Genomic DNA, 16,343 nt, shown 5'->3' on the forward strand with positions numbered 1-16,343 from the left:
CGGTCATGGACGACGACCCGGCAGACCGGACGGACGGGCCGGCAGGCATCCGGGGTGGTGCGGCCCCGCAGCAGGACGAGGACCCCCGGGGCGACCTCCGCTGGGGCACCATCGGCGCCCTCGTCCGCGACGCCGCCCACCGGTACGCGCGCCGCGAGGCCGTCGCCGACGGCCCGGTCCGCATCTCCTACGCCGAGCTGGGCGCCCGGGTCGAACGGGCCGCCGCCGCCACGATCGCCGCCGGGATCCACCCCGGCGACCGGGTCGCGATCTGGGCCCCCAACACCCCCGACTGGATCACCGCCGCCCTCGGCGCCGTCACGGCGGGCGCCGTCCTCGTCCCCCTCAACACCCGCTTCAAGGGCCCCGAGGCCGCCGACGTCCTCGCCCGCAGCCGGGCCAGGCTCCTCTTCGTCACCGGCACCTTCCTCGGCACCTCCTACGTCGCCGCCCTGCGCGCCGCCGGCGCCGAACTCCCCGCGCTGGAGAAGATCGTCGTCCTCGCCGACACCGCCCCCGCGGACGACCGCCACCGCACCTGGGCCCGCTTCCTCGCCGCCGGCGCCGCCATCACCGCCGACGGAGTCCGCGCCCGCGCCGACGCCGTCGACCCCGCGTCCCCTTCCGACATCGTCTACACCTCGGGCACCACCGGCCGCCCCAAGGGCGCCGTCATCACCCACGCCCAGACCCTGCGCTGCTACACCCTCTGGAGCGAGCTGGCCGGACTGCGCGAGGGCGACCGCTATCTGATCGTGAACCCCTTCTTCCACACCTTCGGCTACAAGGCCGGGATCATCGCCTGCCTCACCCGGGGCGCCACGATGATCCCCCAGCCCGTCTTCGACGCCGGTACGGCCCTCGCCCGGATCGCCGCCGAACGCGTCACCGTGCTCCCCGGGCCGCCGACGCTGCACCAGTCCCTGCTGGACCACCCCGCCCGGGACCGGCACGACCTGAGCGCGCTGCGTCTCGTCGTCACCGGCGCCGCCGTCGTCCCGCTGCGGCTCGTCGAACGGCTCCGGGGCGAGCTGCGGATCGCCACCGTCCTCACCGCGTACGGACTCTCCGAGGCCGGCGGCATCGTCACCATGTGCCGCCGCGACGACCCGCCGGAGACCGTCGCCGCCACCAGCGGCCGCGCGATCCCCGGCACCGAGATACGGGTCCTCGCCCCGAGCGGCGGACCACCCGGCGGACCCGGCGAGATCCTCGTCCGGGGCCACCAGGTGATGCGCGGCTACTTCGAGGACCCCGGGGCCACCGCCGCCGCCGTCGACGCGGACGGCTGGCTGCGCACCGGCGACATCGGCGTCCTCGACCCGGCCGGCAACCTCAGGATCACCGACCGCGTCACCGACATGTTCACCGTCGGCGGCTTCAACGCCTACCCGGCCGAGATCGAACGCCTCCTCGGCCTCCACCCCGACATCGCCGACGTCGCCGTGGTCGGGATCCCCGACGGCCGCCTCGGCGAAGTCGCCAAGGCGTACGCGGTCCGCCGCCGGGGCGCCACCCTCACCGCCGGCGAACTGATCGCCTGGGCCCGCCGGGAGATGGCCAACTACAAGGTCCCCCGCGAGGTCGCCTTCGTCCCCGAACTGCCCCGCAACGCCGGCGGCAAGGTCCTCAAGGCCGAGCTGCGCGCCCGCTCGGCCCGCTGACTCAGAGCGCCGCCCCCTCTCCCCCCGACTGGTCCGGCGTCCGCGGCGTGAACCGCACCGGGAACTCCGTCAGCGACCGGTGGAACGGACCCGGCCGCCAGGTCAGCCGGTCCCGGGCGAGCACCGGCGAGAGATCCGGCAGCCACTGCGTCAGCCGCTCGATCGCCTCCGTCGCGATCAGCAGCGTGTGCTGCTTCACCGGACAGGTGTGCGGCCCCGCCGACCAGGACAGATGGGACGCGTCGCTGGGATGGCGCTCCCCGCCCGACTCCTTCTCCGCGAAGTACGCCAGCGCCCCGTACGAGATGACGACCGGCACGGCGGTCTGTATCCACACCCCGTGCAGGCTCGTGGGCTGGCGCGCGTAGTGGATGCCGTAGTTGGCGAGCGGCGTCTCGTACCGCAGCACCTCCACCACCGCGTCCAGGACCGGCCGGGAACCGCTGGTGAGGGTGGTGTAGTACGCCGGGTTCCCGAGGATCCGGGAGAGCGCGTTGGAGACCAGGTTCGCCGTCGGCTCGTGCCCGGCGCCCAGCGTGTAGAAGACCTGCCAGGTCACCTCCTCCGGGGTCAGCCCCAGCGGATGGTCCAGCAGCCAGCTGGTGAGGTCGTTGCCCCGGCGGGCCATCTTGGTCGCGATCAGCTCCAGGACATAGGCCCCGTACTCGGCCTCCGCCTGCGCCGAACTCTCCGCGATCTCCACGATCTGCGCCATCGAGTCGGTGAGCCGGTCGCTCTCGCTGTCCGGCAGACCGAAGAGATTGTTGAAGATCAGACCCATCAGCGGCCGGCAGAACTCGGCCACCAGATCGGCGCTGCCGCGCGGCCCGAACCGGGAGACCAGGATGTCGACCGCCCGGTGCACCCGCTCCCGCAGGTCGTGCGGCTCGATCCGGCTGAACGCGTCCACCAGGGTGCGGCGGTAGCGGACATGGGTGTCCCCGTCCGCGAACAGGGTGTTGGGCCGCCACCGCATCATCCCCAGGATGGGCGAGTCCTCGGTGACCGTCGCCTCCCAGGCGCGCGGATCGTGCGACCAGGTCTCCGAGTCGTGCAGCAGATCGAGGGCGGCCCGCCGGTCCACGACGATGTACGCCGGGATCCCCGGCGCCAGCTCCGCCCAGCCGATCGGGCCCTGGGCACGCAGCAGTTCGTAGTACCGGTGCGGGTCGACGGCGAAACCGTCCTCCCAGAGCCGGATGGGCCGGTGCCCGGCGGGCACCCGGCCGACGGGGGCGTGGGGGGCGTTCACCGGAACCACGCCCCCGCACCCGTGTCCGTACCCGTACCAGGGACCGGTCCCGCGTCCGGATACGGTCCCGGACCCTTGCCCGGTCCCTTCGCGGGAGCCCACTCCGCCGCCGGATCCGGCAGCGGCCCCGGCGGCGGAGCGGGCAGCGGCCGCGGCACCTGGTGCGGCACCTGATCCGGTACGGGGTCACCGGCGTCGGGCACGGCCCCGCCCTGCTCGGGCAGCCGGGTCATCCGGGTCAGCATGTGCTGCACCAGCGCGATCAGCGCGTCGATCGAGGCGTGCGCGTCCCGCGCGTCACAGACGACCATCGGGGTGTCGGGCTCCAGGTCCAGGGAGGCCCGCAGCTGCTCCTCGGTGTACTGGCGGGCGTCCGGGAAGGTGTTCAGGGCCACCGCGTACGGCAGCCCCGCGTCCTCCACCAGGCTCAGCACCTCGAAGGAGTCGTCGATCCTGCGGGTGTCGACGAGCACCAGCGCGCCCAGCGCCCCGTAGGCGATGTCCGACCACAGCGAGCGGAACCGCTCCTGGCCGGGCGTGCCGAACAGATACAGCACGATCCCCCCGGTGAGGGAGATCCGGCCGAAGTCGATGGCGACGGTGGTGGTGGTCTTGTCCCGTACCCCGGCGAGGCTGTCCACCGCGACGGACGCCTCCGAGAGCTGCTCCTCGGTGTGGAGCGGCCGGATCTCGGACACGGAGTCGATCAGGGTGGTCTTGCCGACCCCGAAGGGGCCTGCGATCAGGATCTTCACCAGTTCGCGGGCGCTGTCCGGCAGGTGCAGGCCGCTAGAGCTTGAGGGCGCGGAGGCCATCGGCGACTCTCTCCAACAGATCTGGGTCGGGCTGGGCGGCATGGGGGATGGGCGGCCGGGCGTTCACCAGTCCCAGGTCGATGAGATGCGCGGCGAGCACCCGTACGGCGGACACGGGCAGTTCCAGCAGGGCGGCCGTCTCCACGACGGTGAGGGAGCCGCCGTCGAGGGTGCCCAGCAGCGACCGCTGGGCGGCGGGAAGGTCGGGCGGTACGTCGGGCGGGTGGGCGTGGGCGGGCGGACGGGGGCGGGCCGGGGGAGCGGCGGCCGGGGCCGTGGTGGCCAGGGCCGCCGCGGGGGCCGGTAAGGGCGGCGGCCCGGCACCGCAGAGGGACGCGGAGCCGGGAGCCGGGTCCTCGGGGCAGGTGGTCAGCCCGGTGAGCACCGAGAGGCGTTCCAGGCTGTTGCGGCTCGGCCGGGTCCTGCCTCCGGTGGACACATAGGCGGGGACCAGGGGCCGGCCACCCCGGCGGCCGGTCATGCCGGGGTGTGGCCACTGGCTCCGCGGGGCGCGGCTGCCATGGCCTTCTCACCGAGCCGGGCCACTTGGGAGTGGACGCGGTGGGCGAGGAGGTCGAGCCGCACCTCGGGATCGCCATAGGCGGCCACACAGGTGCCATGGGTGGTGGGGGCCACGAGGATGTAGCCGTGGTCCGACTCGACGACCACCTGGCGCACCTCCGCGCCGCTCTGGTCGGCGAAGGCCGCCGCCGCGGTGCGGCAGGCCCCCTGCACGGTGCTGGTGATCGCGGCGACCCGTTCGGCGGACGCCTGGGAGAGACAGTCCGAGTAGCCGGAGACGAGGCCGTCCCGGGTGAGCAGGACGGCTGCCCGGACGTGGGGGATTTCCAGGATCGGGTCGAGCACCCACGCGGTGTCACCGGTGTCGCGGGAGGTGCGGCTGGTCATCGGGGGTCGTTCCCTTCGGGGTCGGCGGCGTTGCGGGCGGCCGCGGTCCCGGCCTGGAGCGCCCCGAGGGCCGCTGCGGCCTCCTCGGGGGTGCGTGTGGGGGGCTGGGGCGGCCGGGTCTGGGGCTGGACCTGCGCGGTGTACGGGGCGGGGCGGAGCCGGCGGCGGCGCTTGGGCAGGCCGTCGTCGTCGCCGGACACGGGGTCGTGGGTGATGGCGTCATGAACGGAGGGTGCGGGGGAGAGGTGGGGGATGGGGGAGGCGGGGGGGAGCAGCACCCCGGCGGGCGGTGTGCCCGGTACCGGGACGCCGGCCGGCGGGGTGCCGTAGGGGAGGGGGGTCCCGCCGGGGGGGCCGGGGTAGTCGGGGGGTCCGGGGTAGAGCGGCGGTCCGGTGGGGGCCGGCAGGCTCCGGGGCTCCGGTGGGGCCTGCGGGGCGGCGTAGGGGTCGGGGGGCGGTGCCGTGGGCCTGGTGGAGTGGGGCGCGCTCGCCGACGGCGGGCGCTCGGCCGGGTCGATGTGGCTCAGCAAGTGATTTCTGACCAGCAGTACGGCCCGTACCCCGCCGAAGGGGGAGGGCGAGGAGAGGTCCACGGACAGGTCGAACTGGCGGGTCAGCTGGCCGATCGCGGCGAGTCCCATCCGGGGCGGGTCGCCGAGTTCGGACAGGAGGATCGGGTCGCTGCCCGCCACCATGCGCTGGGCGTAGTCGCGTTCGTCGGTGGCCATGCCCACCCCGGCGTCGTCCACGGTGACGGTGACCCCGTGGTGGGCGCGCTCCAGGTTCACCGTGACGGTCGTGTCCGGCGAGGAGTGCCGCAGGGCGTTGTCGAGCAGCTCGGCGACGATGATCGCCACGGGCTCGACGGCGTGCGAGACGAGCGCGGTCCCGGGCTCCAGGTGGTTGCTGATGTGCACCCGCTGGTAGCCGATGAGCCGGGACTGCCCGCCGGTGACGGCGTCGACCAGGTGGGAGTCCTGGCGGGCCAGTCCGACCCAGGCGCCGCAGACGACGGCGGCCACCTGGGCGCGGCGCAGGGACTGTTCGTTCTCGTGGTCGAGGGAGTAGAGGGTCTGCGACAGGTCGGGGTCGTCGTAGCGCTGCTGGAGCCCGCGCAGCACGTCCTGGAGCCGGTAGAGCCCGGCCTGGATCTCCCGGGTGGCGCCGCGCATGCCCGCGCGGGCCGCGGCGTCGACGCGCTTGCGCTCCTGGAACATCGCGGTGGCGACGCCGTGGAGCGCGGCCTCCATCCCGGCGCCGAACTGGCTGTGGACGAATCCGGGGTCGAGTGGTCCGGGCACGGGGACATGGGGGTGCGCGGCGCGGGTGGCGGCGGCCGGGATCCGTTCATGGGCCAGATGGACGATCTCGGCGGTGTGCGCCCGTGCCGCACGGTCCCGTTCGGTACGGGAGTCCGTGAGACGGGTGCGGAGTTCCTCGACCTCCGCGCGCAGCCGCTGCCCGCGGTGGCGGGAGAGCAGCAGGGCGCATCCGAGCAGCAGCGCCGTCGCCGCCAGGGCTCCGGCGGCGACGATGGCCAGATCCGGTATCTCGATCATCGAATAGACCTCGGAGAGGACGGTGGTCGGGTTCGTCAGGAAAACGACCCGGCCAAGTACACACCGTCATCGCGTGGTCGCGGGAGGGTTTTCCGCAACTGATTGTGAGGGACCGGGTTCGACCGGTAACCGCCCCCCGGTGGTGCTGATTGGGCGTCAGATGGCTTCCGGGGCAGAGCTGGCATGGTGAGAGCCCCCGTACGGGGCGGCCGGGACCACAGGGAACGGCCGCGACGGCTCCCCTCCGGGCCGTCGCGGCCGTACACCTACGGGTGAAGTCCCGCTCAGTTCTTCGCTTCTGTATCCCTTACGCAGGGTCACTATTCGGCCGGTGGACGGGGGTCCTGGACCGGACCTGCCGTTCGGATTGTCGGCCCGGGTCCGTGCGGGTCCCGCCGGCCGCCGGTGTCAGGGGCGCGGCGGGTTCGGGGTGTGCCGGTCCCGGGTCCCGGCGAGCCGGTCGCGGATGAGCCGCGGCGGCGCCGGGGTGTGCCGGTCCTGGAGGCGGATCGACTCCCCGTCGGGGCCGGAGCCCACGGGGATCGACGGAGTGTGGCGGTCCATCAGCCGGATCACGTCACCGGCGGTTCCGGTGGCCGTGGCGTCGGACTCGCCCTCCGCCGCCCGGGCGGCGGAGCCGGCGGGCTCGGCCGGCTCGGCGGGAGCGGCCGGCACGGTGGGTCCGGTCGGCGGGAGGACCGGCGTATGGCGGTCCGGTGGCAGGATCGTCTCCCCGGCGCCGCCGTCCGAGACCGGGACGGTGGTGGGGTTCTGGAGCGCGCTCTCGGTGAGGCTGTCGTTCCGGATGGTGCCGTCGCCGGCGATGTCGGTGTCGGTGTCGGTGTCGTTCATGGTTGTCCCCCATGGTTGTGCGTTGTGGTGCTGGTGTGAGATTCAAACAGCAAGGGCCTCCCGCCCGGAGACTCCCCCGAGGGTCGCCGGACGGAAGGCCGTGGGACCCTCACCCGCCCCCCGGTGTGGTGAAGTCCCGAGCTGATCCGTGTGCCCCCCGACGCGACGGATCGACTGCGCATGAGCATCCCCGAGCGCCATAAACATTCGATGAACGTCCTGGCAGAAGGCTGTTACAACCCCCGGGCGAGCGGAATCGTCCGCTCTGCCCCCGTCCGCCGCCCGGAGGGTGCGCCTCCGGACGGGGCGAGCTGGAGGAACGTCCCCCGGGCCCGTGACCGGCCCCGTTCGCCCGAGGTTACGGTTTCGTCTCGGTCGCCCGGCGGTGCGGGCGATGGGGCGGGACGGCTCCCGCGCACCTCCGCCACGCCTCTCGCACGCCGCCGGTATGCCGCCGCCACGCCTCACGCACGCCGCCGGTACGCCGCCGCCACGCCTCACGTGCGCCTGTGGCACGGTTCCGGTACGCCTGTGGCACGGCGTCGCCCTCCGCCCGCCCCAGGGCCCCGGGGCGGGCGCCTGCCGCCCCGCGGCCCGTCCGGCGCCCCGGGGTCCTCCCGGTGCCTCCCGGGCCCTCTCCGTGCCGTCGGCGGCCCCGCACGGCCCCGTGTGGCGGGCCGTCAGGCCGCCGTCAGCGGCGCCAGCAGGCCGCGCACCTCCTCGGCCTCGGCGGCTCCCGACGCCTCGTGCAGGGCCAGCGCCTCCTGCCAGCAGGCGCGCGCCCGGTCCACCTGGCCCAGCGCGGTGAGCGCCCGGCCCAGGGTGATCAGCACGCCCGCGCGGATGTGGTCGCCGCCCATGCAGCCGATGGCGAGGGCCTGTTCCGCGTGCTGGGCGGCGCGGGCCGGCCGGCGGGCCGCCAGATGGACCTGGGCGATCCGGAACTGGGTCGCCCCCTCCCACAGCCGCTGGCGGTTGGCCTCGAAGCCGTCCTGGGCGTCGAGCAGCTGTTCCAGCGCCTCGGTGAGCCGCCCCGCCTGGGTCAGCACCACCCCCAGCGCGTACCGGGCGTTCGCCACCCGCAGGGTGTGCCCCTGCCGGACGTAGATCTCCAGCCCGTGCCGGGCCAGGACGATCGCCTGCTCGATCCGGCCCAGCCGCAGCTGGAGCCGGGCGTTGTTGCACAGGGCGCTCGCCTCGCAGTGGGCGTTGCCCTCCCGCCGGAAGTCCTCGATGGCCTGCCGCAGGAAGCCCTCCGCCTCCTGGTACCGGTCCATGTTGAGCGCGGCGATGCCCCGGTTGTTGTTGGCCCAGAAGACCGGCGCGGGGTCGCCCGCCCGCTCGGCGAGGAGCGTGGCCTGCCGGGCGTGCTCCTCCGCCTCCTGGTACCGGCCCACGATCAGATGGACGTCGGTGAGGACGGTGTGGGCGCGGCCCTGGGCGTGCGCGTCCCCGGCGGCCCGCGCGGCCTGGCAGGCGGCGACGGCGGCGGCCTCGTACTGCTTGGAGTTGGCCCCCGACTCGGCGAGGTCCCCGGCCGCCCACAGCAGATCGACGGCGCGGCGCAGCCCCGGGCCCGAGGTCGCCTGGTGGGCGCAGGTCAGCAGCGTGTGGGCCTCGGTGTAGAGCCAGTCCAGGGCGGTCTGGCGGTCGGAGAAGGAGAGCCCGGTGTCCCCGGTGGGCGCGAGATGGCCCGGGAGGGTGTCGCCGGGGCGTTCGATGGCGTACACCCGTGCGGCGGTGGCGAGGTAGAAGTCGAGCAGCCGGGAGAGGGCGGCCCGGCAGTCGTCGGAGGTCTCGTCGCGTTCGGCGCAGGAACGCGCGTAGAGGCGGATGAGGTCGTGGCTGCGGTAGCGGCCGGGCGCCGCGGATTCCAGGAGGGAGGTGTCGACGAGGTCTTCGAGGAGGTCCTCGGTGCGGTGGACCGGCAGGTCGAGGAGGGCGGCGGCGGCGTCGAGGGAGATGTCGGGGCCGTCGGTGAGGCCGAGGAGGCGGAAGGCGCGGGCCTGCCCGGGTTCGAGCTGCTTGTAGCCGAGTTCGAAGGTGGCCTTGACGGCGAGGTCGCCGGCCTGGAGTTCGTCCAGGCGGCGGCGCTCGTCGGCCAGCTTGGCGGCGAGGACGGAGACGGTCCAGGTGCGGCGGGCGGCCAGCCGGGAGGCGGCGACCCGGATGGCCAGCGGCAGGAAGCCGCAGGCGGCGACCACGTCGAGGGCGGCCTCGCGCTCGGCCCGCACCCGCTCCTCGCCGACGATCCGGGTGAAGAGCTGGAGGGCTTCCTCCGGGGACATCACATCGAGGTCGATGAGGTGCGCCCCGGCGAGGTCGACCAGCCGGGCGCGGCTGGTGATGAGGGTGGCGCAGCCGGCGGCGCCGGGCAGCAGCGGCCGGATCTGGGCGGCGTCGCGGGCGTTGTCCAGCAGCACCAGCAGCCGCCGGCCGGCGAGGGTGGAGCGGTAGAGGGCGGCCCGCTCGTCGAGGGAGTCGGGGATCTGGGCGTCCGGGGTGCCGAGCGCGCGCAGGAAGGCGCCGAGGACGGCGACGGGTTCGGTGGCGCGGGCCCCGGCGCCCTGGAGGTCGATGTAGAGCTGGCCGTCGGGGAAGTGCGGCCGGGCCGCGTGGGCGACATGGACGGCGAGGGTCGTCTTGCCGACGCCGCCGATGCCCGCGAGCGCCGACACCGCCATGACCGGGCCGTCGACGGCGCTCAGCTGGACGCTCAGCTTGCGGACGAAGGAGGAGCGGCCGGTGAAGTCGGGCACGGTGGCGGGCAGCTGTGCGGGCTGGGCGATCCTGGGCGCCGGGGCGTCCCGCCCGCCGGGCCGGTTCAGCTCCTCGTCGGCGCGGAGGATCCGCTGCTGGAGCTGGGCGAGTTCGGGGCAGGGGTCGACGCCCAGCTCCTCGGCGAGGAGCCGGCGGGTGTCCGCGTACACCGCGAGCGCCTCCGCCTGCCGGCCGCCGCGGTAGAGCGCCACCATGAGCAGTTCGCGCAGCCGCTCGCGCAGCGGGTGGGCGGCGGTCAGCGCGGTCAGCTCGGAGACGGCCTCGGCGTGGCAGCCGGACTCCAGGTCGAGGTCGAGGCGGGTCTCCAGGAGCTGGAGCCGCCATTCGTCCAGCCGGGTGCGCTGGCGTTCCGCGAACGGGCCGGGGACGTGCGCCAGCGCCTCCCCGTCCCACAGCCCCAGCGACTTGGCGATGAGGGTGCGGGCCTGCTCCCGGTCCGTGGAGCGGGTCTTCTCCGCCTCGGCGGCCAGCTCCTGGGCGACGAAGAGGTCGACGCTGTCCCGCCGGACCCGGATGGCATAGCCCCCGGCCTCGCTGACCAGGGTGCCCGCGCCGAGGATCTTGCGCAGCCTGGAGGCGTAGGTGCGCAGCGCGGCGAGCGCCTGGGAGGGCGGATCGTCCTCCCAGATGGCGTCGATCAGCTCCGATGCCGTCGCGGTCCGGCCGTCGCGCAACAGCAGCGCGCACAGCAGGGCTCGTTGCTGGGGGGAGCCGGACGGCAACGGCTCCCCATCACGCCAGGCACGTACCGGCCCGAGCACGCTGAAGCGCAGGTCGACGCCGACCCTGGGCGCTGGGCTTCGTTGCTCCGGTACGCGTGGCCCGTTGTCACGGTCCATTGCTGCTCCCTGCCCCGAACTGCCGATTCGCATCCGACAGTCTGCCTTGTGCATGGCGGCCCCGTCAGCAGCGAGGCGCGTCCTCGTCGCCGCGTGGCCGGAGCCCGCTGTACGATAACCCCCTCTTTGGGATCTTCATTACCTTTTCACCGTGTTGCCGCGCCGTCTTTACCTCGGGGGCGGCAGCGGCGTTCCGGGGCGATGGTGGAGGTGCTGTTCGTGCGGGTTTGACCTGCGGGATATTTCATCCGATCGGGCAGATCGTGGCATTCCGGGCGGGAGGGGCCTCAGGGGCGGTAGATCTCCCCGGGGTTGGCCTGCGCGGGGGCCAGCAGCTGGGAAACCGTGACAAATGTGTAACCGCGCTCTTTGAGCCGTTCGATGATCCCGGGGACGGCGGGCACGGTTCCGTCGTATATGTCGTGCAGCAGGATGACGCCGTCGCGGGACGCCTGCTTCAGTATGCGCTTCTCGATCAGCTTCGAGTCGTTGGTGGAGTAGTCCTTGGCGGTGGCGCTCCACAGGATCTGGGCGAGCCCCAGCTCCTTGGAGACGGCGGTGACGTCGTCGTTGATCCGGCCCTGCGGCGGCCGCATCAGGGTGGGCCGCTCCCCGGTCAGCTTCTCCAGGGCGACCTGGACGCGCTCCAGCTCCGTGCGTATCTCGTCCCGCTTCAGGGTGTCGAGACGGCGGTGGTTCCAGGTGTGGTTGGCGACCTCGTGGCCCTCCGCGTACAGCCGCTTGACGACCTTCGGGTAGCGGACGATGTGGTTGCGGCCCATCAGGAAGAAGGTGGCGGGCACCCGCTCCCGCTCCAGGGTGTCCAGCAGCTCGGGGGTGTCCTTGCCGGGGCCAGCGTCGAAGGTCAGCGCGATGCACTTGGCCCGCTCGCAGTCGACGGGCTCGGTGGGGCCGCTGGGGGAGATCGTGCGGCCGTCGGCGAGCGCCTTGGCGCGGGCGTCGGCGGGCGCGGTGGTCTCCATGGAGCAGGCGCCGAGGCCGAGGGCGAGGGCGACGGCGGCGGCTGTCGCGGCGGCTCCCCGGCGGACGCGGGTCCTCCTGCGGGCGGCGGCGGCCGGGGCGGGTGCGGCGCCGGCGGGGTTCCTGGGGTGGGCGGACATGGAAGGGAATCCCCCTGGCTGTGCGGACGGTTCTGGGCTCCCGCCCTTCGCCGGGGGCGGGGGCTCGCACTATACACAGGGTGTATACGCGTTTCGGACAGCTGTCCGGTAAGAGGGATGGGGGCGGTCCGGGGTTCCCCTTCGCGGGCTTTTTGTCGTGGACGGCCCGGTCCGGGACGGCCCGCCGATGAGCTGACGACTCGTCAGATCAGCGCTACCGTGAACGCATGGCGACCTTCCCCAGGATCATCTCGGTGGACGACCACACGGTGGAACCCCCTCATGTCTGGCGGGACCGGCTCCCGTCGAAGTACCGGGACACGGCACCCCGGATCGTCCGCGCGCCCCTGAAGGAGCTGTCCTTCCTCGGCGGCCGCTTCGCCCCCGTCATGGGCGCCCCCGGCGACGAAGGACCCGTCGGCGACTGGTGGGTGTACGAGGACCTGCGCCGCCCCCTGACCCGCCTGGACACCGCCGTCGGCTGCACCCGCGACGAGATCAGGCTGGAGGTCATCACGTACGAGCAGATGCGGCCCGGCTCCTACAGCGTCCCCGAGCGCCTCGCCGACATGGACCTCAACCACGTCCAGTCGGCGCTCTGCTTCCCGACCTTCCCCCGCTTCTGCGGCCAGACCTTCACCGAGGCCAAGGACCGCGAGCTGGGGCTGCTCGGCGTCCGCGCCTACAACGACTGGATGGTCGAGGAGTGGTGCGGCCCCGACGCGCACGGCCGGCTGATCCCGCTCACCCTCGTCCCCCTCTGGGACGCGGAACTGGCCGCCGCCGAGGTCCGCCGCAACGCCGCCCGGGGCGTGCGCGCGGTCGCGTTCTCCGAGATACCGCCCCACCTCGGCCTGCCCTCCGTCCACGGCGACGGCTGGGACCCCTTCCTGCGCGCCTGCGACGAGACCGGCACCGTGATCGCCATGCACATCGGCTCGTCCTCCCGGATGCCGTCCACCTCGGCGGACGCGCCCCCGGCCGTCGGCTCCACGATCACCTTCGCCAACTGCTGCTTCTCGATGGTCGACTGGCTGATGAGCGGAAAGTTCGAACGCTTCCCCGGGCTGCGGATCATGTACGCGGAAGGCCAGATCGGCTGGATCCCGTACATCCTGGAACGCGCCGACACCGTCTGGGAGGAGAACCGCGCCTGGGGCGGTGTCGCCGACAAGGTGACCCGCCCGCCGTCGGAGCTGTTCGCCGGGCATGTGTACGGGTGCTTCTTCGACGACGCCTTCGGGCTGCGCAACCTGGACGCCATCGGGGCGGGGAACGTGCTGTACGAGACCGACTACCCGCACTCCGACTCCACCTGGCCGCGCTCGCGCGAGGTGGGGGAGGAGCAGATGGCGCACCTCCCGGACGACGTGGTGGAGCGGATCGTCCGGGGGAACGCCATCGAACTGCTCGGGCTGACGCGGGACGGGCTGTGGGCGGGGGCGGCCCCTGCCTGACCCCGCAGGTGCGGCCGCTGACCCCGCAGGTGCGGCCGCCGGGCTCAGATGACCGGCGGCCGCCCCAGCCGGGTCATCCGCCAGACCGTGGACCAGCGCATCGGCTTCCGCTCGCCGCAGGGCTGCCGCACCCCCTCCGCGAAGCCGCCGAACCACGCCTTCAGGCCCTCGCCGGAGCGGGTGCGCAGCAGCGTCATCGCCGTCCAGCTGCCCAGGTAGAGCGGTACGAGCGGGGCGGGAAGATTCCGCTTGGCCAGCCAGACCCGGTTGCGCGCGGTCATCCGGTAGTAGACGGCGTGCCGCGCCGGGCTGGTCCTGGGGTGCTGGAGCAGCAGCGCCGGCTCGTAGAGGATCTTCCAGCCGTCGTCCAGGGCCCGCCAGGCGAGGTCGGTCTCCTCGTGGGTGAAGAAGAACTCCTCCGGCCAGCCGCCGACGCGCTCCAGCATCTCCATGGACAGGGAGTGCCCGCCGCCGAGGAAGGTGGTGACCAGACCCCGCCGCATGGGGTCCTTCGCCCGCAGCCGGGGCACGTGCCGCCGCTGGGTGACGCCCTCCTCGTCGGCGATCCGGAACGAGACGATGCCCAGCTTCGGGTCGGCCTCGTGCAGATCGGCGAGCCGGGACAGGACATCGGTTTCCACCAGGAGTCCGTCGTCGTCCAGGTCGACGAGGACATCCACGTCGCCGAAGGCGCGCAGCCGCTCCATGGCCACGTTCCGGCCGCCGGAGACGCCCCGGTTCTCGGGCAGCTCGACGCCGGTCACCCCCTCGGGCAGCTCGGGCAGCGGCGCCCCGTTGCCGACGACGACGATCCGGGTCGCCTTCTCGTCCTGTGCCGCCACGGAGTCCAGGAGCGCCCTCAGCTCGGCAGGCCTGTTCCCCATGGTCAGTACGGCCACACCCATACGCGGTCGCGTCACGCCTCGACTCCACTCCAGCAGTTCCTGTTCCCGAGGCGCGATGCTACCCAGTCGTCATCCGGGCGTGCTCCGGCGGCAACCGCCCGGCCACGGCGGCGTGCCCCCCATCCGTCGGCCACGGCCCCGGCGCGCTCTTGTCTGATGGTGTGTCAGGCGTGACGATGGGGCTCGCCCGCCGCCCGCCCGGCGACGCGGCTCGCAGCCCGCCGACTCACCGCTCACCGCCCCGCCGCCTGCCGACTCACCGCCCGCCACCCCGCCGCCCGCCGACTCACCGCCCGCCGACTCACCGACCCGGCGAGGAGCGCCCGTGTCCCCTGTCGCACAGCCGCCGCCCGCACCCCCGGCCTCGCACCCGGCCTCCGCCCGGCTCGCCTGCGGAATCCAGCTCCCGGTCCAGTCCCAGAGCACGATCTACGCCGAGCCCTGGGAGGCGGCCGCAGGCCCCGCCGACCTCGCCGAGGTGGCGCGGGCCGCCGACCGGACCGGCTTCGCCTACATCGCCGTCTGCGACCACGTCGCGATCCCCCGGCGGCTCGCCGGGGCGATGTCCACGGTCTGGTACGACCCGGTGGCGACCCTGTCCTTCCTCGCCGCCGTCACCGAGCGGGTACGGCTGCTCAGCCATGTCGCCGTCGTCGGGCTGCGCCATCCGCTGATCACCGCCAAGCAGTACGCCACCCTGGACCACCTCTCCGGCGGCCGGCTGATCCTCGGGGTCGGCGCCGGCCATGTGCCGGAGGAGTTCGCGGCCCTCGGCGCGGACTTCGCCGGCCGGGGCCGGATCCTCGACGAGTGCCTGGACGCGCTGCGGGCGGCCCTCGGCCCCGAGGAGTTCCCCGCGTTCACAGGGGACCGCTTCGCCTTCCGCGACCTGGGCCAGCGGCCCCGGCCCGCGCAGGAGCGGGTGCCGATCTGGGTGGGCGGCTCCTCGCCGGCCGCGCTGCGCCGGGCGGCCGAGCGCGGCGACGGCTGGCTCCCGCAGGGCGACCCGCGCCCGGTGCTGCCGGGGCGGATCGCCCGGCTGCGGGCGCTGCGCGAGGCCGCCGGGATCGCGGAGCCGCTGGTCGTCGGCGCCATCGCCGAACCCCTCCACCTCGGCACCCCGTCCTGGGACGTCGGCCGGCGGACCCTGACCGGCGCGCCCGGCGCGGTGGCCGAGTCCCTGCGGGAGTACGCCGCCCTGGGCGTGGACCGGCTCCAGGTCCGCTTCCGCAGCCGCTCGCGCACCGAACTCATCGACCAGATGGAGACGTTCTCCGTGGAGGTCGCTCCATTCCTGCGTACCGACAGCTGAAGGAGTCCCCATGAGCAGCAGCACCGACGGCGCCGGGAACAGCGGTACCGAAGGCGCCGGGAACAGTGGCCCGGGCCGGCTCGACGGGCGGGTCGTCCTGATCACCGGGGCGGCGCGCGGCCAGGGCGAGCACGAGGCCCGGCTCTTCGCCGCCGAGGGCGCCCGGGTGGTCCTCACCGACGTCCTCCACGACCGGGGCCGGGCCCTCGCCGAGGAGCTGGGCGGGGAGAACGCCCTGTACGTACCGCTGGACGTGCGCCGGGAGGAGGAGTGGGCCGCCGCCGTCGCCGCCGCGAAGGAACGGTTCGGCAGGCTCGACGGACTGGTCAACAACGCCGGTGTGGTGCGGATGGGCGCCCTGGTGGACATTCCGCTGGAGGACTACCACTTCGTCATCGGGGTCAACCAGACCGGGACGCTCCTCGGGATCCGGGCCCTCGCCCCCGAGATCGAGGCGGCGGGCGGCGGCACCATCGTCAACATCGCCTCCGTCGCGTCCCTGATCGGCATGACCACGGTGGGGGCCTATGTCGCCAGCAAGCACGCCGTCCTCGGCCTCACCCGGGTCGCCGCCCTGGAGCTGGCCGCCAAGGGCATCCGGGTCAACGCGATCTGCCCCGGCGGCATCGACACCCCCATGGCCGATCCCGTCGTGCTCCACCCGGAGCTGGACCCGGAGCAGGCCCGCCAGGCTTCGGCCGCGCTGTACAAGCGGATGATGCCGCTCGGCCGGATCGGCCGGCCCGAGGAGATCGCGCGCCTGGCGCTCTTCCTGACCAGCGCGGACTCCTCGTACATCACCGGACAGCCCTTCGTCGCGGACGGCGGCTGGCTGGCGGGCGCACCGATGCAGTGACCCCCGGCACCCCCCCCGTAC

12 protein-coding genes and 1 pseudogene are annotated in these 16,343 nt (G+C 73.9%); 4 read left to right on the plus strand and 9 right to left on the minus strand.

The window, feature by feature from the left end; all coding sequences use genetic code 11:
* Positions 1 to 5 precede the first annotated feature (5 nt).
* Positions 6 to 1,664: a FadD3 family acyl-CoA ligase gene (locus tag SYYSPA8_RS23890; RefSeq protein WP_323449342.1), complete on the plus strand. Its 1,659-nt coding sequence runs from the start codon at positions 6 to 8 to the stop codon at positions 1,662 to 1,664.
* Position 1,665: 1 nt separating this feature from the next.
* On the opposite strand, the gene SYYSPA8_RS23895 is transcribed toward SYYSPA8_RS23890, so the two are convergent.
* From SYYSPA8_RS23895 to SYYSPA8_RS23930, 8 genes and pseudogenes are all read right to left on the minus strand, one after another.
* The gene (locus SYYSPA8_RS23895; protein WP_323449343.1) at positions 1,666 to 2,925 is read right to left on the minus strand and encodes a cytochrome P450 family protein; all 1,260 of its coding nucleotides are present in this window, start codon (positions 2,923 to 2,925) and stop codon (positions 1,666 to 1,668) included.
* Positions 2,926 to 3,149: 224 nt separating this feature from the next.
* Positions 3,150 to 3,731: pseudogene (locus SYYSPA8_RS23900) on the minus strand (GTP-binding protein); the annotation flags it as partial.
* The gene (locus SYYSPA8_RS38415; RefSeq protein WP_407706069.1) at positions 3,706 to 4,212 is read right to left on the minus strand and encodes a DUF742 domain-containing protein; all 507 of its coding nucleotides are present in this window, start codon (positions 4,210 to 4,212) and stop codon (positions 3,706 to 3,708) included. The pseudogene SYYSPA8_RS23900 and the gene SYYSPA8_RS38415, both read right to left, overlap by 26 nt.
* Positions 4,209 to 4,640, minus strand: a complete 432-nt coding sequence (locus SYYSPA8_RS23910; protein WP_323449344.1) for a roadblock/LC7 domain-containing protein — start codon at positions 4,638 to 4,640, stop codon at positions 4,209 to 4,211. The genes SYYSPA8_RS38415 and SYYSPA8_RS23910 overlap by 4 nt, the downstream gene beginning before the upstream one ends.
* Complete coding sequence (locus SYYSPA8_RS23915) at positions 4,637 to 6,199, minus strand: ATP-binding protein (RefSeq protein ID WP_323449345.1); 1,563 nt, start codon at positions 6,197 to 6,199, stop codon at positions 4,637 to 4,639. Before SYYSPA8_RS23915 ends, SYYSPA8_RS23910 begins: the two co-directional genes overlap by 4 nt.
* Before the next feature lie 408 nt (positions 6,200 to 6,607).
* A complete protein-coding gene (locus tag SYYSPA8_RS23920) occupies positions 6,608 to 7,051 on the minus strand; it encodes a hypothetical protein (RefSeq protein WP_323449346.1) in 444 nt (147 codons plus the stop codon).
* A gap of 680 nt (positions 7,052 to 7,731) precedes the next feature.
* Positions 7,732 to 10,671, minus strand: a complete 2,940-nt coding sequence (locus SYYSPA8_RS23925) for an AfsR/SARP family transcriptional regulator (RefSeq protein WP_323449347.1) — start codon at positions 10,669 to 10,671, stop codon at positions 7,732 to 7,734.
* 287 nt (positions 10,672 to 10,958) lie between these two features.
* Complete coding sequence (locus tag SYYSPA8_RS23930) at positions 10,959 to 11,792, minus strand: polysaccharide deacetylase family protein (protein ID WP_407706070.1); 834 nt, start codon at positions 11,790 to 11,792, stop codon at positions 10,959 to 10,961.
* A 227-nt stretch (positions 11,793 to 12,019) separates the two neighbouring features.
* Here SYYSPA8_RS23930 and SYYSPA8_RS23935 point away from each other — a divergent pair, with 227 nt between their 5' ends.
* A complete protein-coding gene (locus SYYSPA8_RS23935; RefSeq protein ID WP_323449348.1) occupies positions 12,020 to 13,249 on the plus strand; it encodes an amidohydrolase family protein in 1,230 nt (409 codons plus the stop codon).
* Positions 13,250 to 13,293: 44 nt separating this feature from the next.
* Here SYYSPA8_RS23935 and SYYSPA8_RS23940 read toward each other — a convergent pair whose 3' ends face one another.
* A complete protein-coding gene (locus tag SYYSPA8_RS23940) occupies positions 13,294 to 14,154 on the minus strand; it encodes a glycosyltransferase family 2 protein (protein ID WP_323449425.1) in 861 nt (286 codons plus the stop codon).
* Positions 14,155 to 14,551: 397 nt separating this feature from the next.
* On the opposite strand from SYYSPA8_RS23940, the gene SYYSPA8_RS23945 reads away from it, so the two are divergent.
* Positions 14,552 to 15,466 carry an LLM class F420-dependent oxidoreductase gene (locus SYYSPA8_RS23945; RefSeq protein WP_323449426.1) on the plus strand — a complete coding sequence of 305 codons (915 nt, stop codon included), beginning with the start codon at positions 14,552 to 14,554 and terminating at the stop codon, positions 15,464 to 15,466.
* Positions 15,467 to 15,476: 10 nt separating this feature from the next.
* Positions 15,477 to 16,322 (plus strand): SDR family NAD(P)-dependent oxidoreductase, encoded by an 846-nt coding sequence (locus SYYSPA8_RS23950; RefSeq protein WP_323449349.1) that lies wholly within the window; start codon positions 15,477 to 15,479, stop codon positions 16,320 to 16,322.
* Positions 16,323 to 16,343 lie beyond the last annotated feature (21 nt).

The organism is Streptomyces yaizuensis, from assembly GCF_034961445.1.
Classification (GTDB): domain Bacteria; phylum Actinomycetota; class Actinomycetes; order Streptomycetales; family Streptomycetaceae; genus Streptomyces; species Streptomyces yaizuensis.